Source organism: Roseovarius indicus (genome assembly GCF_008728195.1).
GTDB lineage: Bacteria > Pseudomonadota > Alphaproteobacteria > Rhodobacterales > Rhodobacteraceae > Roseovarius > Roseovarius indicus.
In genome coordinates this window covers 4,944,595-4,969,673 of record NZ_CP031598.1, presented here as the reverse complement: position 1 = coordinate 4,969,673, position 25,079 = coordinate 4,944,595, and the positions used below count along the sequence as shown (strand labels likewise).

General features: G+C 65.6%; 31 protein-coding genes. 15 read left to right on the top strand and 16 right to left on the bottom strand.

What is annotated here, in order from left to right; translation table 11 throughout:
* Window position 1: 1 nt before the first annotated feature.
* The 6 genes from RIdsm_RS23880 to ffh are packed head-to-tail and all read right to left on the bottom strand — an operon-like array spanning window position 2 to window position 3,984.
* Window positions 2-523 carry a GNAT family N-acetyltransferase gene (locus RIdsm_RS23880; RefSeq protein ID WP_057812829.1) on the bottom strand — a complete coding sequence of 174 codons (522 nt, stop codon included), beginning with the start codon at window positions 521-523 and terminating at the stop codon, window positions 2-4.
* A complete protein-coding gene (locus RIdsm_RS23875; RefSeq protein ID WP_057812831.1) occupies window positions 523-1,092 on the bottom strand; it encodes a GNAT family N-acetyltransferase in 570 nt (189 codons plus the stop codon). Before RIdsm_RS23875 ends, RIdsm_RS23880 begins: the two co-directional genes overlap by 1 nt.
* Window positions 1,089-1,616 (bottom strand): GNAT family N-acetyltransferase, encoded by a 528-nt coding sequence (locus tag RIdsm_RS23870; protein ID WP_057812833.1) that lies wholly within the window; start codon window positions 1,614-1,616, stop codon window positions 1,089-1,091. The genes RIdsm_RS23875 and RIdsm_RS23870 overlap by 4 nt, the downstream gene beginning before the upstream one ends.
* The gene (locus RIdsm_RS23865; protein ID WP_057812835.1) at window positions 1,613-2,047 is read right to left on the bottom strand and encodes a DUF6691 family protein; all 435 of its coding nucleotides are present in this window, start codon (window positions 2,045-2,047) and stop codon (window positions 1,613-1,615) included. The genes RIdsm_RS23870 and RIdsm_RS23865 overlap by 4 nt, the downstream gene beginning before the upstream one ends.
* Window positions 2,048-2,476, bottom strand: coding sequence for a YeeE/YedE family protein (locus tag RIdsm_RS23860; protein ID WP_074939947.1), 429 nt, complete (start codon window positions 2,474-2,476; stop codon window positions 2,048-2,050).
* Window positions 2,473-3,984, bottom strand: a complete 1,512-nt coding sequence (gene ffh, locus RIdsm_RS23855) for a signal recognition particle protein (protein WP_057812836.1) — start codon at window positions 3,982-3,984, stop codon at window positions 2,473-2,475. Before ffh ends, RIdsm_RS23860 begins: the two co-directional genes overlap by 4 nt.
* Window positions 3,985-4,213: 229 nt before the next feature.
* Here ffh and RIdsm_RS23850 point away from each other — a divergent pair, with 229 nt between their 5' ends.
* On the top strand, window positions 4,214-4,963 hold the full coding sequence (locus RIdsm_RS23850) for a putative nucleotide-diphospho-sugar transferase (protein WP_057812838.1): 750 nt from the start codon (window positions 4,214-4,216) through the stop codon (window positions 4,961-4,963).
* 3 nt (window positions 4,964-4,966) lie between these two features.
* On the opposite strand, the gene RIdsm_RS23845 is transcribed toward RIdsm_RS23850, so the two are convergent.
* Both RIdsm_RS23845 and RIdsm_RS23840 read right to left on the bottom strand, forming a co-directional pair.
* Entirely contained in the window at window positions 4,967-5,467 is a 501-nt protein-coding gene (locus RIdsm_RS23845; protein WP_057812839.1) for a hypothetical protein, read from the bottom strand.
* 113 nt (window positions 5,468-5,580) lie between these two features.
* Entirely contained in the window at window positions 5,581-6,171 is a 591-nt protein-coding gene (locus RIdsm_RS23840; RefSeq protein ID WP_057812841.1) for an FMN-dependent NADH-azoreductase, read from the bottom strand.
* Window positions 6,172-6,290: 119 nt separating this feature from the next.
* On the opposite strand from RIdsm_RS23840, the gene RIdsm_RS23835 reads away from it, so the two are divergent.
* The 3 genes from RIdsm_RS23835 to RIdsm_RS23825 are packed head-to-tail and all read left to right on the top strand — an operon-like array spanning window position 6,291 to window position 8,791.
* On the top strand, window positions 6,291-7,016 hold the full coding sequence (locus RIdsm_RS23835; protein WP_057812843.1) for a class I SAM-dependent methyltransferase: 726 nt from the start codon (window positions 6,291-6,293) through the stop codon (window positions 7,014-7,016).
* Between the two features lie 9 nt (window positions 7,017-7,025).
* Window positions 7,026-7,907, top strand: coding sequence for a LysR family transcriptional regulator (locus RIdsm_RS23830; protein ID WP_057813297.1), 882 nt, complete (start codon window positions 7,026-7,028; stop codon window positions 7,905-7,907).
* Window positions 7,904-8,791 carry a DMT family transporter gene (locus RIdsm_RS23825; protein ID WP_057812845.1) on the top strand — a complete coding sequence of 296 codons (888 nt, stop codon included), beginning with the start codon at window positions 7,904-7,906 and terminating at the stop codon, window positions 8,789-8,791. Before RIdsm_RS23830 ends, RIdsm_RS23825 begins: the two co-directional genes overlap by 4 nt.
* A 121-nt stretch (window positions 8,792-8,912) precedes the next feature.
* Here the strand turns inward: RIdsm_RS23825 and RIdsm_RS23820 are convergent, their stop codons facing one another.
* Both RIdsm_RS23820 and RIdsm_RS23815 read right to left on the bottom strand, forming a co-directional pair.
* Entirely contained in the window at window positions 8,913-9,911 is a 999-nt protein-coding gene (locus RIdsm_RS23820; protein ID WP_057812847.1) for a glycosyltransferase 61 family protein, read from the bottom strand.
* A complete protein-coding gene (locus tag RIdsm_RS23815; RefSeq protein ID WP_057812849.1) occupies window positions 9,901-10,230 on the bottom strand; it encodes an ArsR/SmtB family transcription factor in 330 nt (109 codons plus the stop codon). Before RIdsm_RS23815 ends, RIdsm_RS23820 begins: the two co-directional genes overlap by 11 nt.
* A 273-nt stretch (window positions 10,231-10,503) precedes the next feature.
* On the opposite strand from RIdsm_RS23815, the gene RIdsm_RS23810 reads away from it, so the two are divergent.
* The 7 genes from RIdsm_RS23810 (at window position 10,504) to RIdsm_RS23780 (ending at window position 14,807) form a co-directional block, all read left to right on the top strand.
* Window positions 10,504-10,869 carry an AtpZ/AtpI family protein gene (locus RIdsm_RS23810; protein ID WP_057812851.1) on the top strand — a complete coding sequence of 122 codons (366 nt, stop codon included), beginning with the start codon at window positions 10,504-10,506 and terminating at the stop codon, window positions 10,867-10,869.
* Window positions 10,859-11,656, top strand: coding sequence for a F0F1 ATP synthase subunit A (locus RIdsm_RS23805; RefSeq protein ID WP_057812852.1), 798 nt, complete (start codon window positions 10,859-10,861; stop codon window positions 11,654-11,656). The genes RIdsm_RS23810 and RIdsm_RS23805 overlap by 11 nt, the downstream gene beginning before the upstream one ends.
* A gap of 48 nt (window positions 11,657-11,704) precedes the next feature.
* Window positions 11,705-11,941 (top strand): F0F1 ATP synthase subunit C, encoded by a 237-nt coding sequence (locus RIdsm_RS23800; RefSeq protein ID WP_057812854.1) that lies wholly within the window; start codon window positions 11,705-11,707, stop codon window positions 11,939-11,941.
* A gap of 88 nt (window positions 11,942-12,029) precedes the next feature.
* Window positions 12,030-12,575 carry a F0F1 ATP synthase subunit B' gene (locus tag RIdsm_RS23795; RefSeq protein WP_057812855.1) on the top strand — a complete coding sequence of 182 codons (546 nt, stop codon included), beginning with the start codon at window positions 12,030-12,032 and terminating at the stop codon, window positions 12,573-12,575.
* Between the two features lie 5 nt (window positions 12,576-12,580).
* Window positions 12,581-13,141: a F0F1 ATP synthase subunit B gene (locus tag RIdsm_RS23790; protein ID WP_057812857.1), complete on the top strand. Its 561-nt coding sequence runs from the start codon at window positions 12,581-12,583 to the stop codon at window positions 13,139-13,141.
* Between the two features lie 174 nt (window positions 13,142-13,315).
* Window positions 13,316-13,852 carry a methanogen output domain 1-containing protein gene (locus RIdsm_RS23785; RefSeq protein ID WP_160325797.1) on the top strand — a complete coding sequence of 179 codons (537 nt, stop codon included), beginning with the start codon at window positions 13,316-13,318 and terminating at the stop codon, window positions 13,850-13,852.
* Window positions 13,836-14,807, top strand: coding sequence for a sensor domain-containing diguanylate cyclase (locus tag RIdsm_RS23780; protein WP_143100382.1), 972 nt, complete (start codon window positions 13,836-13,838; stop codon window positions 14,805-14,807). Before RIdsm_RS23785 ends, RIdsm_RS23780 begins: the two co-directional genes overlap by 17 nt.
* A gap of 435 nt (window positions 14,808-15,242) precedes the next feature.
* On the opposite strand, the gene RIdsm_RS23775 is transcribed toward RIdsm_RS23780, so the two are convergent.
* From RIdsm_RS23775 to RIdsm_RS23765, 3 genes are all read right to left on the bottom strand, one after another.
* Entirely contained in the window at window positions 15,243-16,889 is a 1,647-nt protein-coding gene (locus RIdsm_RS23775) for an ABC transporter substrate-binding protein (protein WP_057812862.1), read from the bottom strand.
* Between the two features lie 239 nt (window positions 16,890-17,128).
* Window positions 17,129-18,679, bottom strand: coding sequence for a trimethylamine methyltransferase family protein (locus tag RIdsm_RS23770; RefSeq protein WP_057812864.1), 1,551 nt, complete (start codon window positions 18,677-18,679; stop codon window positions 17,129-17,131).
* Complete coding sequence (locus tag RIdsm_RS23765) at window positions 18,669-19,889, bottom strand: cytochrome P450 (RefSeq protein ID WP_074939951.1); 1,221 nt, start codon at window positions 19,887-19,889, stop codon at window positions 18,669-18,671. The genes RIdsm_RS23770 and RIdsm_RS23765 overlap by 11 nt, the downstream gene beginning before the upstream one ends.
* Window positions 19,890-19,995: 106 nt before the next feature.
* Between RIdsm_RS23765 and aroC the strand changes: the two genes are divergently transcribed.
* Together aroC and RIdsm_RS23755 are read left to right on the top strand one after the other, a co-directional pair.
* On the top strand, window positions 19,996-21,099 hold the full coding sequence (aroC, locus tag RIdsm_RS23760; protein WP_057812868.1) for a chorismate synthase: 1,104 nt from the start codon (window positions 19,996-19,998) through the stop codon (window positions 21,097-21,099).
* Window positions 21,096-22,037: an AEC family transporter gene (locus RIdsm_RS23755; RefSeq protein WP_057812869.1), complete on the top strand. Its 942-nt coding sequence runs from the start codon at window positions 21,096-21,098 to the stop codon at window positions 22,035-22,037. Before aroC ends, RIdsm_RS23755 begins: the two co-directional genes overlap by 4 nt.
* Window positions 22,038-22,043: 6 nt before the next feature.
* Here RIdsm_RS23755 and RIdsm_RS23750 read toward each other — a convergent pair whose 3' ends face one another.
* Window positions 22,044-22,844 (bottom strand): helix-turn-helix domain-containing protein, encoded by an 801-nt coding sequence (locus tag RIdsm_RS23750; protein WP_057812871.1) that lies wholly within the window; start codon window positions 22,842-22,844, stop codon window positions 22,044-22,046.
* Window positions 22,845-22,960: 116 nt separating this feature from the next.
* On the opposite strand from RIdsm_RS23750, the gene RIdsm_RS23745 reads away from it, so the two are divergent.
* Together RIdsm_RS23745 and RIdsm_RS23740 are read left to right on the top strand one after the other, a co-directional pair.
* A complete protein-coding gene (locus RIdsm_RS23745; protein WP_074939954.1) occupies window positions 22,961-23,368 on the top strand; it encodes a hypothetical protein in 408 nt (135 codons plus the stop codon).
* A gap of 3 nt (window positions 23,369-23,371) precedes the next feature.
* Window positions 23,372-23,710 (top strand): DUF1330 domain-containing protein, encoded by a 339-nt coding sequence (locus RIdsm_RS23740; RefSeq protein ID WP_057812874.1) that lies wholly within the window; start codon window positions 23,372-23,374, stop codon window positions 23,708-23,710.
* Window positions 23,711-23,732: 22 nt separating this feature from the next.
* Here RIdsm_RS23740 and RIdsm_RS23735 read toward each other — a convergent pair whose 3' ends face one another.
* The gene (locus tag RIdsm_RS23735) at window positions 23,733-24,626 is read right to left on the bottom strand and encodes a DMT family transporter (RefSeq protein ID WP_057812876.1); all 894 of its coding nucleotides are present in this window, start codon (window positions 24,624-24,626) and stop codon (window positions 23,733-23,735) included.
* Between the two features lie 82 nt (window positions 24,627-24,708).
* Window positions 24,709-24,996: an HU family DNA-binding protein gene (locus tag RIdsm_RS23730; protein WP_057812877.1), complete on the bottom strand. Its 288-nt coding sequence runs from the start codon at window positions 24,994-24,996 to the stop codon at window positions 24,709-24,711.
* Window positions 24,997-25,079 lie beyond the last annotated feature (83 nt).

Here is a 25,079-nt window from a genome sequence, read left to right as displayed (position 1 = left end):
GTCAGCAGCCCTCCTCTGTCGGATGGCGCCAGAGCTGGCAGGGCTGGCCCAGCAGTTCGACATCGCGCTCGTGCCAGCAGCCGAGACGTTCGGCCAGGCGCAGCGAGCGGGTGTTGGACGGGTTGATGTAGGACATGATGGAATTCATGCCGAGATGTTCGGCGGCATGGCGGCGGGCGGCGCGGCAGGCCTGGTAGGCATAGCCCTTGCCCTCGTAGCCGTCGTAGATGTGCCAGCCCAGTTCCGGCTCGTGCCAGCCGTCATTGTAGATCACGCCGACGCGGCCGGCGGCCTGGCCCGTGCTGCGGTGTTCGAGCATCCACATGCCGTAGCCCCGCAATGTCCAGTGGCCGATGCCGGCCATGAAGGAACGCCAGCTTTCATAGCGTTGCTGCGGCCCGCCGACGAAGCGCGACCGGTCGGAGGCGGCAAAGTCGGCGAAGGCGTCGAAATCCCTCTCGCAATAGCCGCGGAGGATCAGGTCTTCGGTTTCGATCACGGGGACGGAGGCGGGCAGGGACATCAGGCGTAGGCCTCCGGGCTGCCGTCATTGTCGGTTTCGATCCCGAGCTCCGCGGGGCCCGGGTGACGATAGAGCATGTCCTCGCCCATGTTGGGGTTGTGGTAGGTGCGCTCGTAATGGGCGCCCATGCGTTCGGCCAGCGCGACCGAGCGGGCGTTGCCGGGCACGATGTTCGAGGTGAGCGTGGTGAGGCCGAGGTCGGTGTAGGCCCAGTCGCGGGCGCGGGTGGCGGCCTCGAAGGCGATGCCCTTGCCTTCGTAGCCGTCATAGACGACCCAGCCGACTTCCGGTTCTGGCCAGCCTTCGGGTTCCCATATGCCGGAGATGCCGCAGGGGGTGCCGGTCTCTTTCAGCTCGATGGTGAAATAGCCGTAGCCGCGCAGGGCCCAGTGGCCGATATTGGCGGCGAACCAGCGCCAGGCGGTCGGGCGGTCTTTTTCCACCCCGAAGCCCCAGGCGCGGACCGGGTCGGTGAGGAAGGCGCAGAGCGGCTCGAAATCGGCCGGTTCCGGCGCGCGCAGGATCAGGCGGGGGGTCTCCAGCCGGGGAATTTGCAGCGTCAGGGTCATTGCGCGGCTCTTTCCGCCGGGCGGGCATGGCGGTAGACGAGGTCGGTTGCGTCTTCGCCGGGCGCGTCGCGGTCGAGGGTTGCGCCAAGGCGTTCGGCCAGCGCGATGGAGCGGGTGTTGGCCGGGTCGATATAGCTGACCAGCGTGGGCAGGCCGCGTTCGGTGAAGGCCCAGTCGCGGGCGGCGGTGGCGGCCTCGAAGGCGTAGCCGTGGCCCTCGTGCCCGTCGTAGAGGTGCCAGCCGATCTCGGTTTCCGGGTAGGTGTCGTGGTTGAGGATGCTGACCGCGCCGACAAGGGCGCCGTCGGTGCGGCGCTCGACATGCCAGGGCCCGTAGCCGAAGAGCGGCCAGTGGCCCAGCTCGGCGGCGAATTCCTTCCACGCGGCGGGGCGGTCGAGCTGGAACATGTGCGCGGCGCGGTCGCTGGCGACGAGGGTGCAATAGGCCTCGAATTCCTCGACACGCGGGGCGCGGAGGATCAGGCGGGCGGTTTCGAGGCGGGGGATCAGCACGGTCTGGGTCATGCCGCTTTCCCCCGGTTGGAAAGGGCGATGTCGATGGCGCGCCAGACGATCATGCCGGCGATCATGGAGAGCAGAAAGATGATGCCCTGCGTGCCGCCGTAGGAGAGCGACGCCATGGCCGGGCCGGGGCAGAGGCCGGCGAGGGCCCAGCCGACGCCGAAGAGGGCCGAGCCGGTAATGAGGCGCGTGTCGAGCTTCACGCCGGGTTTAGGCGGGATGGGCGTGCCGAGGGTGGCCGACTGGCGATGGGCGGCGACGCGCCAGGCGATGGCCATCGGGAGGATGGCCCCGCCCAGGACGAAGGCGAGCGTGGGATCCCACGCGCCGAAGATGTCGAGCCAGCCCTGCACCTTGGTGGTGTCGGTCATGCCCGAGACCAGCAGACCGGCCCCGAAGAGGCCGCCGGCGAGGAAGGCGAAGAGCGCGCGCATTCAGATCACCCCCAGCAGGTGGCGGGCGATCAGCATGGTGGCGGCGCCGACGCCGAGATAGACCAGCGTGGCGACGATGCCGCGCGGCGAGAGGCGCGAGATGCCGCAGACGCCGTGTCCCGAGGTGCAGCCATTGGCCATGCGCGTGCCGATGCCGACGGCGAGGCCGGCGATGGCGACGATGAGAAGGTTGCCGGTGAGGTGGGTGTCGGGCCGGGTGGTGGCCAGGGCGATCAGGGCGGGCACGCCGACGAGACCGGCGAGGAAGGCCAGCCTTTCGATCAGGTTCGACCAGCCGGAGCCATCGACCACGCCGCCGATCAGGCCGCTGGCGCCCATGATCCGGCCGTTGACCAGCAGGAACAGCGCCGCCGCGCTGCCGATCATCAGGCCACCGATCAGGCCGGATATCCAGTCGGGCTGGATCATTTCTTCTTACCGAATCCGCTGAGGCCCGGGGGCAGGGACTGGCCGCCGCCCATGCCGGGGAAGCCGCCGGGCATGCCGCGGCCCGAGCCCATCTGCTTGGCCGCCTGTTCGATGGCCTTGGGGTCCATGCCCTGCATGTCTTCGGGCGAGGGGCCGCCCTTGCCGAACATGCCTTTCATGGCCTGTTTCAGCATGCCGCCTTTGCCCATCTTGCCCATCTTCTTCATCATGTCGCCCATCTGCCGCTGCATCTTGAGCAGCTTGTTGAGCTCGGAGACTTCCATGCCGGCGCCCGCCGCGATGCGCTTCTTGCGGGAGGCCTGGAGGATCTTGGGATTGGCGCGTTCCTTCTTGGTCATGGACTGGATGAGGGCGATCTGGTGGGCGAGCATCTTGTCGTCGATGCCGGCGCCTTCCATCTGTTTCGCCATCTTGCCCATGCCGGGCATCATGCCCATCATGCCTTCCATGCCGCCCATCTTCTGCATCTGCTCGAGCTGCATCTTCAGGTCGTTCATGTTGAACTGACCCTTCTGGAAGCGCTTCATCATGCGCTCGGCCTGTTCGGCCTCGATGGTCTGCTGGGCCTTTTCGACGAGGCTGACGATGTCGCCCATGCCGAGGATGCGGCCGGCGATGCGCTCGGGCTCGAAGGTTTCGATGGCGTCCATCTTCTCGCCCGTGCCGACGAAGCGGATGGGCTTGCCGGTGATGGCGCGCATCGACAGCGCGGCGCCGCCGCGGCCGTCGCCATCCATCCGGGTGAGGACGACGCCGGAGACACCGATCTTGTCGTCGAATTCGGTGGCGACGTTGACGGCATCCTGACCGGTCAGGCCGTCGACCACGAGCAGGGTTTCGCGCGGGTTGGCGACGTCGCGGACGTCTGCCGCCTGCTGGATGAGTTCCGCGTCGATATGGAGGCGGCCGGCGGTGTCGAGCATGTAGACGTCGTAGCCGCCGAGGGAGGCCTGCGTCTTGGCGCGCTTGGCGATGGTGACCGGGTCTTCGCCCTTGACGATGGGCAGGGTGTCGACGCCGACCTGCTGGCCGAGGATCTGGAGCTGTTCCATGGCGGCCGGGCGGTTGACGTCGAGCGAGGCCATGAGCACGCGCTTGCCGTCGCGTTCCTTGAGGCGCTTGGCGAGCTTGGCGGTGGTGGTGGTTTTACCGGAGCCCTGCAGGCCGACCATCAGGATCGGGGCGGGGGCGTTGTCGATCTTGAGCGCGCCGGGGTCGCCTTCGCCGGTCAGCGTGTCGACCAGCGCGTCGTGGACGATCTTGACGACCTGCTGACCGGGGGTGACGGATTTCGTCACGGCCTGGCCGGTGGCCTGATCCTGGACCTTCTTGATGAAGTCGCGCGCGACGGGGAGCGAGACGTCGGCCTCGAGCAGCGCGACGCGGACTTCGCGCAGGGCCGTCTTGACGTCGTCTTCGGAAAGCGCGCCCTGTTTCGTCAGGCGGTCGAGGACGCCGGATAGGCGTTCTGATAGATTTTCAAACATGCCTGCGGCCTCCTTCGCCGGTTTCTGTCATGCCCCCTGAACATAAGAGAGGCGGTTCAAATCATAAACGCCCCCACGGGCGAAACTCGCTGGTGGGGGGCGATCCCGGGCATGGCCCATGGGACCGGAAGCGATAGGGACTTCCGGAAATTTGGGGTCGGTTAAGCCGAAAGCCGTTGGGAGTCAAGCGATCCGTGCTAGGTCTGGCCTTGGGGGAAAGGGACGGACGATGCGGGATGGCGTTGTTTTCGTGGCCACGGGGCCCGGCTATATCGAACTGGCGGTGCAGGCCGCCGAGAGTTTGCGCCTGACCAATCCGGGGTTGCCTGTGGATCTGTTCACCGATGATCCGGGCGCGCCGGGGCTGGAGATGTTTGACCGGGTGCATGCCGTGCCCTCGACGCATCCGCGCGTGAAGATCGACTGCCTGCCGCTGGCGCGGTTCGAGCGGGTGCTGTTTCTCGATTGCGACGTGCTGGTGATCTCGGCGCTGGGCGACCTGTTCGAGCTGGCCGAGCGGTTTCCGCTGTCGCTGGCGCATGACGTGCGGCGCCGGTCGGAGCTGATCCGGGCGGGGCATGCGCATGAGACGCCCTATGCCTTTCCGCAGTTCAATTCGGGCGTGATGCTGTATCGGAACGATGCGGAGATGGCGACGTTCTTCGGGGAATGGAAGCGGGCCTATGCGGCGGCGGGGCTGGAGCGCGACCAGGTGGTCCTGAAAGACCTGCTATGGGAGAGCGGCTTGCGGTTTTACGTGCTGCCGCCGGAGTTCAACCTGCGGCGGGTGACCGAGCTTGATGCGTGGGAGCCGATGGATGCGGTGCCGACGATCGTGCATTCGCATCGTTTGTTGCAGCATTTGCGGGATCAGGGCGGGCGGGTGCGCGACCTTGATACGCTTCGGGTGCTGGAGCGGCAGGCGCTGGCCGAGGAGTGGACGCGCGCGGGCGACGACACGCCGTGGCGGCCGGGCTGAGGGTCACGCTGGCTGATGCCGGGCGGTGCCGAGCCAGTCGTTGATGGCGGCGACCAGGCGTGCGGCGCCGGTGCCCGAAGAGAAGACATCGGTGATCGGGTGCAGGATCTCGCCCTCGCCGGTGCCGTCGTCGAGCACCAGCGCCGGGCGGAAGAGGCGCTGGCGGGATTTGCCAGAGCTGCCGGTGCATTCCGTGGTGGCGCGGACGAGTTCTACGAGGGGCAGGATGATTTCGCGGTGGCTGAGCATGGTGCGGCGGCGGATCGTGATGGTCCGGCGGGCCGCATCGAGGGTGACCTGAAGCCGTTCGACGAAAACGCACATTGCCGCGAATCCCAGGCCGCCGCCCAGCGTGCCGAACGCGAGCCCCATCCATTCGCCTGCGAAAAAGAGAACGACGCCCGGGGTGACGAAGGCCATGATGAAGGCGAAGAGCCCCAGGGCGAGCAGGACCGGCACCCGTTCGGCGACGAGCAGTTCTGGCGTGTTTCTGCGTATCTTCATCGGTTTCCCCGACAAGCCCCTGTGACCGAGGATACGCGAAAACCGGAAGATATGCCGGGAAAACCCGCCGCCCGCGTCGTGACGGGCGGCGGATTGCCAAAATAAGTGGCGGATCAGGCCGCTTCGCGCAGCGCGGCAACCTGCTCGAGCGCCTTGGACATGCTGGCCTCGGGGTCGATGCCCAGCCGGTCGGCGGCGACCACGGTGACGTCGGTGATGCCCATGAACCCGAGGATGAAGCGCAGGTAGGGCGTGGCATGATCGATTTCCGAGCCGACCTCGGTTCCGCCGGAGGCCAGCGCGACGATGACCCGTTTGCCGGTGAGCAGGCCGACGGGGCCTTGTTCGGTGTATTTGAAGGTCAGGCCGACGCGACCGACGAGGTCGATCCAGGCCTTGAGGGCGGCGGGGACGCTGAAGTTGTAGATCGGCAGGCCGATGACGACGGTGTCGGCTTCTTTCAGCTCGGCCACCAGCGCGTCGGATTGGGCGAGCACGGCCTGTTGCGCCGGGGTGCGGGTGTCGGCAGGGGTGAAGTTGGCCGCGACCCAGTCTTCGGTGACGTGCGGCAGGGGCGTCTCGGCGAGGTCGCGGGTGATGACACGGGCGCCGGGGTGATCGGCGACGATGCGCGCCGAGAGATCGCGGCTGACGGAATCGGTGTGGCGGGCGGAGGAATCGATGTGCAGGATGGTGTTGGTCATGGGGTGGTGTCCTTGGCGTGTGTTGTGATTGGCGACAAGATTGGCTTGTGCCATTGCGAACGCAACGATAGGTACGAGACAGGCTATGTTGATATTCGCACATGAATGGCAGGGACGACATGGATGAGGGCTGGAATCGGTCTGCCGGGGCCTGGCTGGCCCTGATGGGCCGGGACGGTGATTTCAGCCGCACGCATGTACTCGACGCGCCCATGCTGGCCCGGACCCGTGGTGCGACACGGGCGCTTGACGTAGGCTGCGGCGAGGGGCGGTTCTGTCGGATGATGGCGGCGCAGGTGCCCGAGGTGACGGGTCTCGACCCGACGCGGGCGCTGCTGGACGTTGCGCGGGAGCGCGGCGCTGCGGAATTTGTCGAAGGCCGGGCCGAGGACATGCCGTTCGACGATGGGGCTTTCGATCTCGTGGTGAGCTATCTGACGTTGATCGACATTCCGGACGCGTGGGCCGGGCTTTCCGAGATGGTGCGGGTGCTGTGCCCCGGCGGGCGCCTGCTGATCGCGAACCTGCAGGGCTGGCTGACCGCGGCGCAGACCAAGGCCGATGGCTGGTCTCGCGACGACGAGGGCGCGGCCAGCATGGTGGTCGACCGGTATTTCGAGGAACATGCCTTTCGCGGCGCGTGGAAGGGCATGTCGATCCTCAACTGGCACAGGCCGCTGGCGTGGTACATGCAAACGCTGCTGGGGCTCGGGCTGGAGCTGGTGCATTTCGACGAGCCGAAGGCAGAGGGCGGGGCAGAGGCCGAGCGCTATAACCGCGCGCCCTACCTGCTGATGATGGAATGGCGCAAACCTGCCGCGCGCGCGGCGAGACCCGGAGGATGAGTGATGCCGATGGACAACTGGGATGAAATCCGGACGGCGTATAACGTCGCCCGGATCGGGACGGTAAGCGGCGCGGCCGAAGTGCTTGGCGTGCACCATGCCACCGTGATCCGGCATATCGATGCCCTGGAGGAACGGCTGGGCGTGAAGCTGTTCCAGCGGCATGCGCGGGGCTACACCCCCACGGAAGCGGGCGAGGATCTGTTGCGCGTGGCGCAGGCGACGGATGACCAGTTCAGCCAGCTGGCCGGCCGCATAAAGGGGCGCGGCAACGACGTGTCGGGCGAATTGGTGGTCACGACGCTGGGCGGGCTGAGCCACCTGCTGGTGCCGGTGCTGGCGGATTTCCAGAAGGAGCATCCGGAGATCGTGGTGCGGTTCCTGACCGGCGAGCGGCTTTTTCGGCTGGAATATGGCGAGGCCCATGTGGCGGTGCGCGCCGGCAGCCCGCCCGATCAGCCGGACAACGTGGTGCAGCCCTTCCACAAGCAGCGGATCACCCTGTTCGCCAGCGAGGATTATGCCGAAAAGCGCGGGCTTCCGTCTGATGTGAGCGACTACCACAAGCATTCCTTCGTCAGCGCCGACGACCCCAAGTCGCGGGCGCCCTTCGCCAAGTGGTTGCGCGAGACGGTGCCGGAATCGTGCATCACCTTCCGCACCGGCGACGTGCACGCGATGCGGCGGGCGATCCGGGAAGGCGCCGGGATCGGGTTCATGTCGAGGCTGCAGGCGGCCGAGATCGGCGGGCTGATCGAGGTGACCGAGCCGCGCGAGGAATGGTCGGCGCCCTTGTGGCTGGTGACGCACATGGACCTGCACCGGACGACGAAGGTGCAGTCGTTCCTTGCCTTCCTGAAAGACCGGGCCCGGGCCTGGGAGGATCTATGACGGAAGCGATGAAGGGGCATCTTGCGATGCTCTGCTTCTCGATGCTTATCGCCGGCTCTTTCGCACTGGGCTCGATGGCGGCGAACCATATCGCGCCGACGGTTCTCAACGCGGTGCGGTTCTTGGCAGCGGCGGTGATCCTTGGCATCGCGGCGCATGTGGTGGCGGGCATTCCGTGCAAGGCTTTCGCGGCCCCGTGGCGCTACCTGCTGCTGGGCGGGTCGATGGGGCTGTACTTCGTGCTGATGTTCGAGGGGCTGAAGACGGCCGAGCCGGTGTCGGCGGCGGCGGTGTTCACACTGACGCCGATCCTGTCGGGGGTGTTCGGGTACCTGCTTCTTCGGCAGGTGACGACGGGGCGCATGGCGCTGGCGCTGACCGTGGGGGCGGTGGGCGCGCTCTGGGTGATCTTCGACGCGAGCTGGCAGGATTTCACTGCCTTCGACGTGGGGCGCGGCGAGATGGTCTATTTCTGGGGCTGCGTGGCGCATGCGGTCTATACGCCGATGGTGCGGCTGCTGAACCGCGGGGAAAAGCCGGTGGTGTTTTCCTTCGGGGCGCTGGTGGGGGCGGCGCTTCTGCTGACGGTGGCCGCGTGGCCGGACCTGAGAACGACGGACTGGGCCACGCTGCCGCCGATCGTCTGGATCACGATCGGGTACACGGCGCTGCTGGCGACCGCCCTGACCACGGTGCTGCTGCAATTCGCCAGCCTGCGCCTGCCGAGCGCCAAGGTGATGGCCTATACCTATCTCACGCCCACATGGGTGGCCTGCTGGCAGGCGGCGCTGGGCAAGGGGGTGCCGCCGGGGATGGTGCTGCTGGGCGTCGGCATGACGGTGGTGGCGCTGGTGCTCTTGCTGAAGGACGAGCATCCAGGCTGAGGCGGGAGAATTTTCCGTGGCGGAAAATTGCCCGGAAAATGGGATTTTCCGGTGCCTCCGGCGGGGGTATTTTTACCAAGAAAATGCGTTGGTGAGAGGCCTCGGATTGCGGTGGAGGCGCCTAGAGGAAGCCGGCGCTGTCGAGCTCCTCCTCGACCACGGCGAAGTCGATCGGGGTGGCGGCTTCGCTGGGGTGGGGCGTGTCGTCGGTCTTGGGCAGGACGGGCCGTATCAGGCTGACCTCGGACTGGGCGAAGGCCTCGATCTGGGCGGTGAAGGCGTCGAACACCTTGGGGCGGTGGCGGCGCTGGATGAGGCCGACGCGGCTGCCCGGCTGCATCGAGAAGGGCGCCAGGTGGAAGGCCGAGCCGTCGCCGCCGACGATGGTGCGCGCCGCCATGTAGCGGGCGAGCTGTTCCTCGATCGTGTGGTCCTGGGGGTGGAAGATGTCGTAGCCGGCGCGGCGCATCAGGTCTTCGATCTTCTGTTCGTCGTGGACCTGTTTTTCCTCCTGCTTGAGGGCGGAGCGGGAGATGTAGAGCCTTTCCGGCCCCTCGGGCTTGATATGCCGGGCGATGCGGGCGCGGATTTCGCGGCGGTAGATCCCGGTGCCGGCGACCCAGCCCAGCGGGCCGAAGCCGGGCGAGGGCAGGAGTAGCGTTTCATAGCGCGTGGGGTATTCGGCGAGGTGGACCGGCAACCCTTCAGACATCATCGAGAGGAACGAGCCGTAGCGGCGGTCGAGGGCGACGGAGAAATCCATGCCTTCCTTGGGGACGATGACGATGCCGTCTAGCTCGTCCCGGTAGGGGCCGAGGGCCCAGAGGCGGATCAGGGTCTCGACGACGAAATGTCCGAAATGGTGGCGCCCGATGCCGGCGAAGAGCCAGCGGCCGGGGATGATCTCGGCGAAGGGGGTGTCGCCCAGCTGCGGGATGCCCGAGAGGCGGGCGCCGGAGAGGAGCGTGCGCGACATCTGCCGGAAACTGCCATCGGCGCGGAAGACGCCACAGGCGCTGTCGGGGCCGGCCTCCATCGGCATGACGAGGGGCATCTGCAGCCGCTCGACGATAGCGGGGGGCAGACGGTCGGGCGAGAGGGGGACGTTGTTATCGGTCATCGGAGAGCTCCGCGGCGAGGAAGCGTTCGAAGGCGTCGAGGTTGACCGCCTCGAACTGTCCGAAGCTCTGCATCCAGATCGAGACGTCGCGCAGGGCATCCGGTTCGAGCTTGCACCACTTCACCCGACCGCGCTGTTCCTGCGTGATGAGACCCGCGCGGCTGAGGATGCCGAGATGCTTGGAGATCGCGGCCAGCGACATGTCGAACGGCTCGGCCACGTCGGTGACGGCCATGTCATCCTCGAGCAGCATGGTGAGGATGGCGCGGCGCGTGGGGTCGGCAAGGGCCGAGAAGGCGGCATCGAGCGGGTGTGACATGCCGCCTGTTAAGCCCGCTTGGGCGGGCGGCGTCAACGGGCTTGATGGAGGGGCCGGCTGCGGGCTCGGGCAACCTCAACCGAATGGTTGAATATGCGGAATCCGGGGTTTTGAGCGCCGCAGGGGCGGCGTCGCGCAAGCGCGGCGGGTCGGACGTTCTGAAAGACCGTTCAAAGTCAGTGGTTTAGGTGGCTGTTTCTGCGCTGCCGCGCGCGCTTGACTCGGTGCCCGCCCGCGCATAGCAAAGGCGCAACCGTTCCAGAGGGGCAGACCGTGACCGATCCCGATCAACGCGAGCGCATGGCGCAGCTTGAGGCAAGGATCGACCGGTTCAAGTCGAAGGACAAGCCTGAGACGTCCCACCAGAACGAAAGCTACAGCCAGGCACAGCTGGCGTGGCGCATGGTGATTGAACTCGTGACCGGTCTGGGGATCGGTTTCGGCATGGGGTACGGGCTGGACAGCCTTCTGGAGACCACTCCGGCGTTCCTCGTGGTGTTTACGATGCTGGGGTTCGTGGCGGGCATCAAGACGATGCTGCGCAGCGCCAAGGAGATCCAGCTGACGGAGGCCGACAAGGCCGCGGATGACGAGACGCCCGACGGGGCGGACGAGAAGAGGGTGAAAGATGGCGACTGAAGCAGCGAACGGTGCCGAACACGCAGAAGAAGCAGGCGGGCTGGTCTTCCACCCGATGGATCAGTTCATCGTCAAGCCGCTGTTCGGCGACGGGCCGGTCGGCATGTTCACCGTCACAAACGTGACGCTGTGGATGGGCCTGACGATCCTCGCGATCATCGCGCTGCTGGTTCTGGCGACGTCGGGCCGGGCGACGGTTCCGGGCCGCACGCAGTCGATTGCCGAGCTGGCCTATGGCTTCATCCGCAAGATGGTCGAGGACGTGGCCGGCAAGGATGCGCTGCCCTATTTCCCCTATATCATGACGCTGTTCATGTTCATCGTGGTGTCGAACTTCCTCGGGCTGATCCCGACGGCCTTCACCACCACCTCGCATATCGCCGTGACGGCCATCCTGGCGATGGCGGTCTTCCTGACGGTCACCGCGATCGGCTTCATCAAGCACGGTGCCGGTTTCCTCGAACTGTTCTGGATCAGCTCCGCGCCGCTGCCGCTGCGGCCGATCCTGGCGCTGATCGAGGTGATTTCCTACTTCGTGCGTCCGGTCAGCCACTCCATCCGTCTTGCCGGCAACATGATGGCCGGCCACGCCGTGATCAAGGTTTTCGCGGCCTTCGCGCCGCTGATCCTGGGCTCGATCGGTCTTGGCCTCATCGTGACGCCGCTGTCGATCCTGGCGATCACTGCGATCTACGCGCTCGAGGTTCTTGTGGCCTTCATCCAGGCCTACGTGTTCACGATCCTGACCTGTGTGTATCTGCGCGATGCGCTGCATCCGCACCACTAAGGATCACTTCACCCCTATTTTGCCAATTCCAACGTAAGGAGACATGAAATGGAAGGCGACATCGCACAAATGGGTGCTTACATCGGTGCTGGTCTGGCTAGCGTCGGTATGGGCGGGGCCGCAATCGGTATCGGCCACGTGGTTGGTAACTTCCTCGCGGGCGCCCTGCGCAACCCGTCGGCCGCTGGTGGTCAGACCGCGACCATGTTCATCGGTATCGCGTTCTCGGAAGCGCTGGGGATCTTCTCGTTCCTCGTCGCGCTTCTGCTGATGTTTGCCGTCTAAGCCTTACGGAATCTGATCCTTACGGTCGGGTGGCGGCGCATTGGCGCGGCCATCCGACTTATTCGGAATAGTTCCCAAGGAGGACGTCATGGCAAGCGAAACGCATGAAACTGTAAGTGCCTGCGTCGACAGTAGTGGTGGCGCGATCGGCCTGCCGCAGTTGTGCCCCGACTGGATGGGCAACCAGGTCTTCTGGCTGGTCGTCACGCTGATCGTGATCTTCTTCATCCTGTCGCGCCTCGCATTGCCGCGCATCGCCGCGGTTCTGGCCGAGCGTCAGGGGACGATTACCAACGATCTGGCCGCGGCCGAGGATCTCAAGGCGAAAGCCACCGAGGCCGAGGAAGCGTATAACAAGGCGCTGGCCGATGCGCGGGCGGAAGCCCAGAACATCATCGCCGCCACCAAGGCCGACATCAAGGCCGAGCTGGACGACGCCACCGCCAAGGCCGACGCCGAGATTGCCGCCAAGGCGGCCGAGGGCGAAAAGAAAATCAGCGAAATCCGCGCTTCGGCGATGGAGAGCGTCAAGGACGTGGCGGAAGCCACGGCACAGGAACTGGTTGCTGTCCTTGGGATCAAGGCAGACGACAAGACCATTGCCGACGCCGTGCAGTCGCGGGTCAAGGGGTAAGCGCCATGAAGAAGCTCATCGCAACTTTTGCCGCCCTGACCGCCGGAAGTCCCGCTCTGGCGGCGACAGGCCCGTTCTTCTCGCTCACCAACACCAATTTCGTGGTGCTGATCTCGTTCCTGCTGTTCCTTGCGCTTCTGGTTTATCTGAAGGTGCCGGGCCTGCTGGGCAAGCAGCTGGACAAGCGGGCCGAAGGCATCAAATCTGAGCTGGACGAGGCGCGCGCCATCCGCGAGGAGGCGCAGACGCTGCTGGCCAGCTACGAGCGGAAGCAGAAAGAGGTTCAGGGGCAGGCGGACCGGATCGTCGCCCACGCCAAGCAGGAGGCCGCCGAGGCCGCCGAAAAGGCCAAGGAAGACCTCAAGGTTTCGATCGAACGCCGGATCAAGGCTGCCGAAGAGCAGATTGCGTCGGCCGAGGCGAGCGCCGTCAAGGAAGTGCGCGACCGCGCCGTGACGGTGGCGGTGGCCGTGGCCAAGGAGGTCGTCGCGAAAGAGATCACCGCGACCCAGGCCAACAAGCTGATCGACGACTCGATCGCCGATGTCGAGGCCAAGCTGCACTGAGCGGCATCGGGCCTTGCCCATCGTGGAATTTGCAGACGGGCCGCCATGGGCGGCCCGTTGTTTTTCGGGCGCATTCAGAGTCTGTTAGCAAATAGTTAATCTCATATTAATGTTTTGTGCTGATGCTGCCGGAACGACGGGCGGCGCGGCCACCACGCACCGCCATCTACGATTGTGAAGGTGCTTGCGATGGGTTCAGTGAAACGACCAGACGATTTCATGTCTGTTAATATCGATCTAAATCGACCTGAGTTTTTTGCCGACGTTGCCACCACGCTGGCCGGTGAGCTGGAAGATACGATCGGTCTGGTCGAGGCGTCTTCGTTCGTCGGTCAGGTCGGCGAGGAACTTGGGGCGTCGATCAGTCGGCGTTATGGCGACGCGCTGGGCGGGCTACCGGTGGAGCCGGATGCGTTGGCCGGGATCCTGTCCGACCTAAAACGCCGCATCGGCGGCGATTTCGACGTCGAGTCGGTGAGTGAGACCGAGATCATCATGGTCAACACGTCGTGCCCCTTCTCCGACCGGGTGAAGGGCCGCCCTTCGCTCTGCATGATGACCACCAACGTGTTCGGGCGGATCGTTTCGGACGCGCGTGGCTATGCCAGGGTCAATATCGACAAGGCGATTGCCACTGGCCACCCGGGATGCCGTGTTCGGGTGAGCCTGATCGACGACCACGCGGGAGACGGGTTTGAGTTTTTCAGATGAGCATACGTCGATGCTTGCCGGGATACGAACGGTCGTATCCGCCCTGAAGAACCCGGCAATCGTGATCGATCTTTCCGGCCGTATTCATTGTGCCAATGCCGAGGCAATTGCCCTGACCGGCGACGCGGAGGGGGCCTCGCTGCTGGACATCGTCGTGTCGCAGGAAGAGCAGCTTCTGACCCGGTTGGCGCGGATGGCGCGCTCGAGCGCGTCGTCCTATGTCCGCCTGACCTTCCCCAATGGTCCGCCCACGATCTTCAATGGCGCGATGTTGCGCGGGGATGACGGGCGCAACAACGGGCTGATCCTGCTGGTTGCGGACAATGCCAGCGCGCTGATCGGCAAGTTCCTCAACCTCAAGTCCCACTCCCGCCGGATCCGGCAGCAGATGGATCACAGCCACCGGCGCCAGCGCGCCCTGCGTCAGGAAGCGGCACAGCTGAAGCGGCTGAGCGAGACAGATCCGCTGACCGGGCTGCTGAACGTGCGGGCCTTCGAGGAGAAGGTGCGCCGAGCCCTGGCTGACCGGCCCGGGCGGCCCGGGGCGCTGATCTTCCTCGACCTGAACGAATTCAAGCATGTCAACGACGCGCACGGGCACGAGGCAGGGGACAAGGTGCTCAAACACGTGGCCCACGCGCTGAGCTTCCCGCCGCACAGCTGGGTCGCCACGGCGCGCATCGGCGGTGACGAGTTCGCACTATGGATGCCGGGAACCGAGGCCGCCGCCGTTCCGGAGGTGCTGGCAGGGTTGCAGGCGCGCGTCTCGGTGCCCTACGCGTTGATCGGTCGTTCGGGGGAGCTTACCGAAATTCGCATGACGGCCGCGGCCGGCGCCGCGTGCTGCCCGGATGACGCCACCGGGTACGCAGCCTTGAAGCGCGTGGCCGACAGGCGGATGTATGCAAACAAGGCGGATAACCGTCCCGCACCGACGCGTCAGCCCGTCAAATGAAAGGAGGCCGTTGAACCGGCCCCTCAATCATTCCTGCCACTTCGTAGGGGTGTGCCTTGACCTGACAGTCAGATCTCGGGCACGAAAGTCGACCGGGCGGCGCGGACCGCGCGGCGTGAATGTCGGATTGGGAAAGCAGTCGCGGGGATAGCTTGCAGCCGGCCATGACATGGCGTGTCTGCTGTGCGTCCCGTCGCCGAAAGTTGCACGGCCTGCTCCCCGTTTCGGTGCGTCGTGCAGGGTTGGGCCTGCCGAGCATTGCTGTCTTACAAGGTATAGGCGAATCGCTGCGAATCGGTCAACAGGATGTGATTCGTTTTTCGCGAATCAATTTGAATTATTGTGCCAATGATCACCGCACGGGCAGGTCACGAAAAACCCGGCGGCGCACGGGGCGCCGCCGGGCTGTTTCACTTCGGACCCGGACGGGCCGGATCAGGCGTCGAGCCAGGTTTCCTCGAAATGCATTTCGCGGAACTGGTGGACGAAGTTGTTCTTCACCGCGTCGGTGTGGTGCTTGGTCTGGTTGCGCCAGTACGGCTGCACGATCGCGCCGTCATCCTGCAGCATGGTCTGCAGCTTGGCGGACAGCTCGCGGCGCTCGTCGGCGTCGAAGACGCCCAGCGCCTCTTCCAGCGTCGAGTCGAACTCGGGGTTGGAGTGCGCCGACTCGTTCCAGGCTTCGCCGGATTTGTACGCCAGCGCCAGAACCTGAACCCCCAGCGGGCGCGGGCCCCAGTTGGTGGTCGAGAACGGGTATTTCGTCCAGTCGTTCCAGAAGGACGACCCGGGGATCACCGTGCGCTTGATGTTGAAGCCGGCCTCGCGCAGCATCGCGCCGATGGCGTCGGTGGTCACCGTGCGCCAGTCGCCGTCGATCGAGATCAGCTCGAGCTCGGTCTCGCCATGCCCGGCGGCCTTGGCCATCTCGATGGCCGCGGCCGGATCGGCCGATTTCTTCTCGATCTCGGCATATTCCGGGTGGAAGGGCGCAACATGGTGGTTCTCGGCCGGGATGCCGTCACCGTTGATGCCGAGCTGCAGCGCGATGTTGTTGTCGACCGCCATCTGAATGGCGTTGCGAAGCTCCTTGCTGGTGTAGGGCTCGGTGTCCGCCCGCATCCGGGCGACGATGGTGTTGGCGGTCGCTTTCGACTGCTTCACGAGACCGAGACCGTCGAGCGTGTCGATGAAGTCGGCGGTGGTTTCGTCGTTGATGTCGATCTCGCCGCCGTCGAAGGCCGCCACGATGGCCGCGCCGTCGGTGCCGAAGTCGATGAACTTGATGCCGTCGAGATAGGCCTCGCCGCCCCACCATTCACCGTTCTCGCGGCGCTTCACCTCGGCGCCGGTGCCGATTTCCATCGACACGAATTCGAACGGGCCGGTGCCGATCGGCGATTTCGACAGGTCGCTGTCGTCGCCATGGCTGCGGTGCACCACGAGCGCCGGGTAGTCGGACATGCCCGCGATGAGCGAGATGTCGGGGCGCGGCAGGTGCAGCTTGATGGTGTAGTCGTCGACGCGCTCGATGGCGCCTTCGGCAACCTTGTTGGTTTCGGAGTCGATCAGCGGCGACATGCGCGACGCCATCGAGTTGCCCTCGACCGTCTTGTCGCACCAGCGGGTGATGTTGTGGATCACGTCGTCGGCGTCGAAGGTGTCGCCGTTGTTCCACGTCACGCCCTGGCGGACGTTGAGGGTGTACATGGTGGCGTCATCCGACACTTCCCAGCTTTCCAGGAGCATCGGCTTGAAGGTGAAGTCGACATCCCAGCGCACCAGCGGTTCGCAGAACTGGCGGACGAGGTTGCCCGGCTCGGTCCAGGCGAATTTGCGCGGATCCTGGATTTCCAGAACGCGGCTGGCAACGCGCAGGACGCCGCCCTTCTTGGGCTCTTCCTGGGCGTGGGCCGCGGTCGGTGCGGCCATGCCGATCAGCCCGTAGGCCGCGGCCGACGTGGCGCCGAAGGTGGTGGCCATCGCGAGAAACTCGCGCCGATCCAGTTTGCCGGCCTTCACGTCGTCTGCGAGTTGGCGCACGACGGGGCGTACTGCTTCCGTCTGTGTGTCCTCAGTCATTTGGTTCTCCCTGTGTGTTTCATTTTCATGAGGTGTTTTCAGTTGCGTATCCCGGGTCAAGCTTACCCTAGAGTTGGCAGTGATCCAGTGATTTCTTGGCATCCCGATTGCCGCGACCGCTGGCCGGGCTTTGCCGAGAATGCGGGCGCGGCCCGCGGGGGCCTGTAATTTTTTCGACTTAATATGACGCGTTTGCGACATCAGGGTGTGTTCTGGTCGCTTTTATTGGACATCCCTGTTCAATCGAGCGGCGGCGCCCCTCCGGCGGCGGTGCCACGGTCGATGTAATCGGCCAGCCGTGCGGCCCGTTCTGCCCCTTTTGCAGGCGGTTCGAAGGTGTCGAGCACGCCTTGCCAGATGGCGGTGGCGCGGGTGGCCGAATCGGCTGCGCCGGCCGCCTCCCAGGTGCCGAAATTGTCGAGATTGGCGACCAGCGGCGGGTAGAACGCATCGCGGTAGCGTTCCATCGTGTGGGCGGCGGCGAAGAAGTGGCCGCCCGGCTGAACCTCTGCCAGCGCGTCAAAGCCGATCTCGTCGGAAGAGCCGTCGGTGGGTTGGCAAAGCTCGGCGAGGGATTGCACGACCTCCAGGTCGTTGATGAACTTCTCGTAGCCGAAGCTGAGGCCGCCCTCGAGCCAGCCGGCGCTGTGCACGCAGATCGTGGCCTGCGACATCAGGCAGCCCCAGAGGCCCATGTCGTTTTCGCCCGCGCCCTGCATGTCGGTGGTGACCGAAGCCGAGCCGGCCGCCGAGCGCCAGGGCAACCCGAGGAGACGGGCGAGCTGCCCCGAGCCCAGCTGCATCTTGACATGCTCCGGCGTGCCGAAGGCCGGAGAACCCGAGCGCATGTCGACATTGGAGCTGAAGCCGCCATAGGTGACGGGCGCGCCGGGACGGGCGAGTTGCGCGAGCGTGATGCCCATCAGCGCCTCGGCATGTTGCAGGGTCAGGGCGCCGGCGACGGTGACGGGGGCCATGGCGCCGGCAAGGCAGAAGGGGGTGATGATGAGCATCTGGTTGGCGCGGGCGAAGTCGATGATGCCCTGCGCCATCGGCCGGTCGAGCATGCGCGGCGAGTTGGTGTTGATGTTGGTGGCAGCCCAGACCTGGCTGTCGAACTCCTCGTCGGAGAGGTCCAGGGCGAGGCGGATCATGTCGAACCCCTGTTCGACCTGTCCGCGCCCCCGGGAATAGACGAAGAGCGTCTTGTCGCCGAGTTCGAGCTGGGCGGTCATGGTGGCGTAATGGCGCAGGTGCACCGGCACGTCCTGTGGCTCCACGCAGGGCGAGAAGCCATGGATGACGTCGAAACTCTGGCACAGCTTGACGGTTTCGCGGAACGCCTCGAGCGTGCCGGGGCGGCGGCCGCGGACGCGGTCGGAGGCGTTGGGGCAGCCGGCGCCGGGTTTGAAAACCAGCGCGCCGGGCTCGAACGTGACAGCATGGTCGGGGTTGGAGGCATTCTGGGTAAAGCTGCGCGGGGCGGTTTCGAGCGCGGCCTCGACGATGTCGCGGCCGATAAACACCATGTCATCCTGAACCGTGGCGCCGGCGGCGGCGAAGATATCGCGGGCCTCGTCGAGCAGGATCTTGACGCCGAGTTCCTCGAGCACGCGCAGGGCGGTGGCGTGGATGTTGGCAACCTCGTCGTCGGAGAAGATCGGCTGGGGCGTGAAGGGGTTTTTCAGGTGGCGGTAACGGAGCGAGCGCTGGGGGCTCTCGGGTACGGAGGTGCGGCCCCGGCGGCGTGATTTGTGGCGCGGTTTCGCGCTTGTCGGGTCATTTGGCATGGAAGCGCACCATCTGGCGGATGACGTTGTCGAAATTGGCGTTGATGCCAAGCTCGGCTGGTTGGGTGAGGTCGATGGCGCGGGTGCGTTCCAGAATCGCACGGGCGGCGATCTGGGTTTCCATCCGGGCGAGCGGAGCGCCAAGGCAAAGATGCAGGCCCTGACCGAAGCCCAGGTGGCGGTTTGGCGTGCGGTCGGGGCGGAAGTCGTCGGGCGCGTCGAACTGTCCGGGGTCACGATTGGCGGCGGTGAGCCAGACCACCACCAGCCCGCCCTTGGGGATGGTGACGCCGGAGAGCGTGGTCTCCTCGAGCGCAAAACGGTCGATGTTGCGGATGGAGTTGCGCATGCGGATGGTTTCCTCGACCGCGCCTTGGGTCATGTCGGGATAGGCGCGCAGGCGGGCGGCCTGATCGGGAAAGGCATCGAGCAGGCGAACAAAATTGGTGATGAGGTTGGTGGTGGTTTCGTTGCCGGCCAGAAGAAGGAGCATGGCCATCGACAAAACCTCGCCTTCGGAGAGCTTCTGCCCATCGACCTCGACCGAGGAGAAGGCCGAGATCAGGTCACCCTCTCGCGGGTGCTTGCGACGATGTTCCAGGTGATCCTTGAAATAGGCGGTCAGTTCCTCGCCGGTTTCGCGGCCGCGTCGCGCCATCGAGGGGTCGATTTCGGACAGCCACGTCGAGGCACCGGAATTGTCGCCCAGCACGGCTGTCCAGCGGCGGATCTGTTCCATGTCGGCCAGGGGCAGGCCGAGGATTGCGGTGATCATGGCGACGGTGATGCGCGCGGCGAAATCCTCGACGAGGTCGAACTCTTCGCCGGAAAGGGCCATTTCCATGCGTTCTTCCACGACGGTTTCGACGGCGGGCCGGAAGCTTTCGATGAATTTCGGCATGAAGACGCGGTTGCCGATCATCCGAAGGCGGCGGTGCCGGTCGCCGGTGGCCGAGATCATGTTGTTGAAGAGAAAGCCGAGATTGGCGTCGGCGAAGTCGCCCTGCGCCTGAAGCGCGCGGTTGGAGGAAAAGACCTCTGGCGTCAGAAGCACGTGTCGCACGTCGTCGTAGCGCAGGATGTGCCAGCTTTCGACGAGGCCGGGGGATAGATGCACGACGCCCGGGTTGGCCTGCAACGCCGCCAGCACCGGGTAGGGGTTCTGCCGGAAGGTGGGCGAGGTCATGGCGTTGAAGTCGAGATGCATCATGGAGGGCAGATTACCGGAAAAGCGGGGCGCGCCAAGTGGGCGCATGGGGAATGGGCTTGAGGCCCGGGCGGCACGCGGCTAATTCAGGCAGAGCAAGGAGGGCGCGATGAGCCTCAACACGTTCGGACATGTCTTTCGGGTCACCACATGGGGTGAAAGCCACGGGCCCGCGCTTGGCGCCACGGTCGATGGCTGTCCGCCGGGTGTGCCGGTAGACGAGGCATTCCTGCAGCAGTGGCTCGACAAGCGGCGCCCGGGTCAGAGCAAGCACACCACCCAGCGGAAAGAACCGGATGCGGTGAAGATCCTGTCGGGGGTGTTCGAGGGCAAGACCACGGGCACGCCGGTGCAGTTGATGATCGAGAACACCGACCAACGCTCGAAGGATTACGGCGAGATTGCTCAGACCTTCCGGCCCGGCCATGCGGATATCACCTACCACCAGAAATACGGGATCAGGGATTACCGCGGCGGTGGGCGGTCATCGGCGCGGGAAACGGCGGCGCGGGTTGCGGCCGGCGGGCTGGCGCGGGCGGCTTTGAATGAACTGGTGCCGGGGCTAGAGATCACTGGCTACATGACCCGTATGGGCGAGATGGAGATCGACCGCGCGCGGTTCGACTGGGAGACCATCGCGCAGAACGATTTCTGGATGCCCGACGCGGAGGCGCTGCCGGATTGGGAGAAATACCTGCAGGAGATCCGCAAGGGCCAGAACTCGGTGGGAGCCGAGATCGAGGTTTGCGCGCGGGGCGTGCCGGCCGGGCTGGGGGCGCCGATCTACGGCAAGCTCGACACCGATCTGGCGGCGGCCTGCATGTCGATCAACGCCGTGAAGGGCGTTGAGATCGGCGAGGGCATGGCGGCGGCCCGGCTGACAGGCACGGCCAATGCCGACGAGATTTTCATGGGAGAGGACGGGCCGGAATATTCATCGAACCATTCCGGCGGCATACTAGGGGGGATTTCCACCGGTCAGGATATCGTGGTGCGCTTCGCAGTGAAGCCCACCTCGTCGATCCTGACGCCACGCCGGTCGATCCGGCTGGACGGTTCACCCACGGAGGTGGTGACAAAGGGGCGGCATGACCCCTGCGTCGGTATCCGCGCCGTGCCGGTGGGCGAGGCAATGGTGGCTTGCGTGATCCTCGACCACCTGCTGCTCGACAGGGCTCAGACCGGAGGAGTACGCGGCCAGATCGGCCCGTGATAGAGGTTCTCTCGATTACATTCCCGCTCTTTGCGGCGATTGCGCTGGGCTATGGCTCGGTTGCTTTCGGGTTGTTCAGTAGCGACGACATGAAGGTGCTGGGGCGGTATGTTCTGAACATCGCGCTGCCGCCGCTGCTGTTCAACGCCGTGGCGGGGCGGGACCTGGGCGAGGTGCTGCACCCCGGATATCTTCTGGTGTACCTGAGTGCCGGTGTGGCGACGATGCTGATCGGGTATGTTGCCGTGACGCTGTCGGGCACCGGGCCGGCCCGGCGGGCGGTGGCGGTCATGGGAATGGTGGTGCCGAACTCGGCTTTCGTCGGGTATCCGGCGCTGTTGCTGACGCTGCCGGATATCGCAGGGCAGGTGCTGGTTCTGAATTTCCTTGTCGAGAACGTCATCCTGATCCCGCTGGGGCTGATCCTGTTGGACCTGTCCCGGCCCCGGCCAGGGCGGACGATTACGGGCGTTCTGGGCGGGATCGCGAAAGACTTCTTCAGCCGGCCTTTCGTGATCGGGCTTATGCTGGGGCTGGTGGTGTCGGTGACCGGCCTGCCTTACCCCGAGCCGGTGGAGCGGTTCCTGTCGCTTCTTGCCGGGTCGGCCGGTGCGCTGGCGCTGGTGGTGATCGGCGGCACGCTTTACGGCCTTCCGATGCGGGGCGATCGCGCGCTGGCCGGCGGGATCGCGGCGGGCAAGCTGATGCTGCACCCGCTGATGGCGGCAGTGGCGGTGGCGATTTATTCGGTGGCGGGGGTGGTGGTGCTGCCCGACGAGTTTCGTCAGGCGGCGATCCTGTCGGCAGCGATTCCGATGTTCAGCATCTATATCATCCTGGCCCAGCCCTATGGGCATGATGGTATCGCCTCGATCGCTCTGCTGACCGCGGTGATCTCGTCCTTCGTGACGCTTTCGCTGGTGTTGTGGCTGCTCTAGCGAGGGTCAGCCGCCCGGCATGAGAAGGGCGGCGGTATGGTCGTCGGCGGGCAGGAAGGTCTCGATGGCCAGTTCCGACAGCGCGATGTCGAGCGCCGTACCGAACACGGTGGTGGTGCTGAGGAAGGACAGAACGCCGTGCTCCGTGCACAGCCGGAACGGGATGGCGATGCCGGACGGATGACCGGGGCCGCCGGGCCGGTAAGGCGCGGCGCCGGGGGGCACGGGGTAGGTCTTCAACTCCTCCAGCAGGGCGACAAGGCCCGGGTCGGCTGTCTGGTCGATGATCTCACGCAGCCGGTGGAAGATATGCGCGCGCCATTCGCGGAAGTTCTCGATGCGCGGGGCAAGGCCGCCGGGGTGCAGCGTCAGGCGCAGGGCGTTGACCGGCGGTTCGAGCAGCGTGGGGTCGATCCCCTCGAGCAGGGCGGTGACGCCGGCATTGGCGTGCAGCATGGTCCAGTGCCGGTCGATGGCAAGCGCCGGGAAGGGTTCGTGATGCTTGAGGATGATTTGCACCGCTCGCTGCGCCGCCACGCTTTCGGGGTCGTCCGGGTCGCGCTCTCTATAGGCCGGGGCGAAGCCTGCGGCCACCAGCAGGGCGTTGCGCTCGCGCAGGGGGATGGCCAGCGTCTCGGCCAGTCGCAGCACCATCTCGCGGCTGGGGCGGCTGCGGCCGGATTCGATGAAGCTCAGGTGGCGCTGGGAAATCTCGCTGTCGGCCGAGAGGGCCAATTGGCTGAGCGAGCGGCGATTGCGCCAGAGGCGGAGCATGGGGCCGAAGGTGATATCTTGGGTCGCTGTCATGGGCCGATCTTACCGGAACCGGCGCTGGGGCCAATTACCCGTGACGTAATCGACCGGGCGACCAGGGCCCGCCAGATTGGGTGACGTGACCTAAACGCCAGACAAGGAGGTTTCCCATGGCTACGCCTCACGCATCTTTTCCCCTTCGCTCCATTTTGCTCTTCGATGCGGCGGCCTGTCTTGGCTTGGGCGCGCTGCTGGTGGCGCTGGCCGAAACGCTGGCCGGGGTGATGGCCCTGCCGGCGCCCTTGCTGTTCTGGGCCGGGATGATCCTGTTCCCCGTGGCCCTGTTCATGGGCATCGTGGCGCTGTGGCTGCCCGGCAACCAGCCGGCGGTGATGCTGGTGATCCTCGGCAATGTGCTGTGGGTTGTGGCGAGCGTTGCCTTGCTCCTCGGGCTGGTCGCGCCGAATGTGCTGGGCGTGATCTTCGTCTTGGGGCAGGCGGCGTTTGTGGCGGTTCTGGCACGGCTGGAGCAACTGGCCCTGCGCGCGGCCTGTTCGCGGCAACGGGAGGCGGCCTGAGTCATGGCAGAGCATGAAACCTCGAAGGCATATGCCGTCGCGATCCTGCAAGAGGTCGAGGTGGGCCCCGAGATCGTGACCTATCTCGAGCGGATCGACGCGACCCTTGCGCCCTTTGGCGGGCGGTTCATCATCCATGGCGGCGAGGTGACCGAGCTTGAGGGGGCATGGCAGGGAGACCTGATCGTGATCGAGTTCCCCGATGGAGCGGCGGCGCGCGGCTGGTACACCTCGCCCGCCTACCGGGCGATCCTGCCGCTCAGAACCGCGCATTCGAAGGGTCCGGCGATCGTGATCCCGGGTGTCGGGGCGGGGCATGCGGCGACCGATGTTCTGGTCTGAGCCCGGCAGGCCCGGCGCGGCGTCACTTTGCGGGCGTCGCGCTGGCCGGTTTGCGGTGCTGCCGCGAGAGCTGTACCGCGAGGATGCCGCCGGTTACGACAAGAACGCCGATCACGTCCCACGCGCCGAGCGTTTCACTGAGGATCACCGCGGCGATGGCCACCCCGAGGAACGGGTTGAGGAAGTGGAAGGTGGCGGCCTTGATCGCGCCGATCCGGTTGACCAGCAGGAACCACACGAGCGTGGCGGCAAGGCCGGGCACCAGCGTCGTGTAGAGGAAGGCGACGACCAGCTGCCACGACCATGTGACCTCGAACGTTTCCGTGGCCGCCCCGAAGATGCCGAGGGCGGCGCTGCCCACCAGCATCTGCAGGCCCACCACCATCAGGAAGTTGCCCCCGGATGTCGCCCCGCGCACGGCAAGCGTGGCGAAGGTGAGCGCGATGACGCCCAGCACGCAAAGCGTGACGCCGTACATGTCGGCCCCGCCCTGGATGCGGGTGCCCATGATGATCGCCACGCCGATCACCCCGGCGACAAGGCCGAAAACCCCGAGCGGCCCGATCTTCTCTCCGAAGATGGCCCAGCTGGCCAGCCCCACCAGAAGCGGCATGGTCGAGGCGATGATCGCGGCGAGCGAGGCCTCGACCGTCTGCATGGCGACGAAGTTGAGCCCGAGATAGAGCGCGTTCTGGCAGATGCCGAAGATGATCGTCGCGCGCCATTGGGCCGGGGTGAGCCGCCAGCTTTGCCCCAGCAACCGGGCGATCAGCACGCCCAGAAGCCCCGAGATCAGGAAACGCAGCGCCAGCGCAGAAACGGGCGGGGCGGCGACGACGATGAACTTGGCCGAGGTGAAGGCGCTGGACCACATGAAGGCAAAGGCCAGCCCCATGACGATTGCCCTGATATCCATGATGTCCCTCGCCTCCCGACACGTGAAAAGGGCCGCCCCCTTGCGGGGGCGACCCTTTCCGAAACTCGTGCCGATTACAAGATCAGTCGTTCACACTGTCCTTGAGGGCCTTGGCGATGGTCATCTTCACGACCTTGTCCGCGGGCTTCTGGATCTGTTCGCCGGTGGCGGGGTTGCGCACCATCCGGGCCGGGCGTTCGCGGCAATAGATCTTGCCGACGCCGGGCAGGGTGACCGCGCCACCGCCAGACACTTCGCGGGTGATCACGTTGACAACCGCATCCAAGGCCGCGCTTGCGGATTTCTTGTCGGCGCCCATCTCGTCTGCGAGCGCTGCGACCAACTGCGTTTTCGTCATCGGTTTTGCCATTTTCTGGTCTCCTTCATCTGCCCGTTCCTATGGGCCTCCTGCGGCGATTTAACTGTATCTTGAGGGCGAACACAACGAATAGT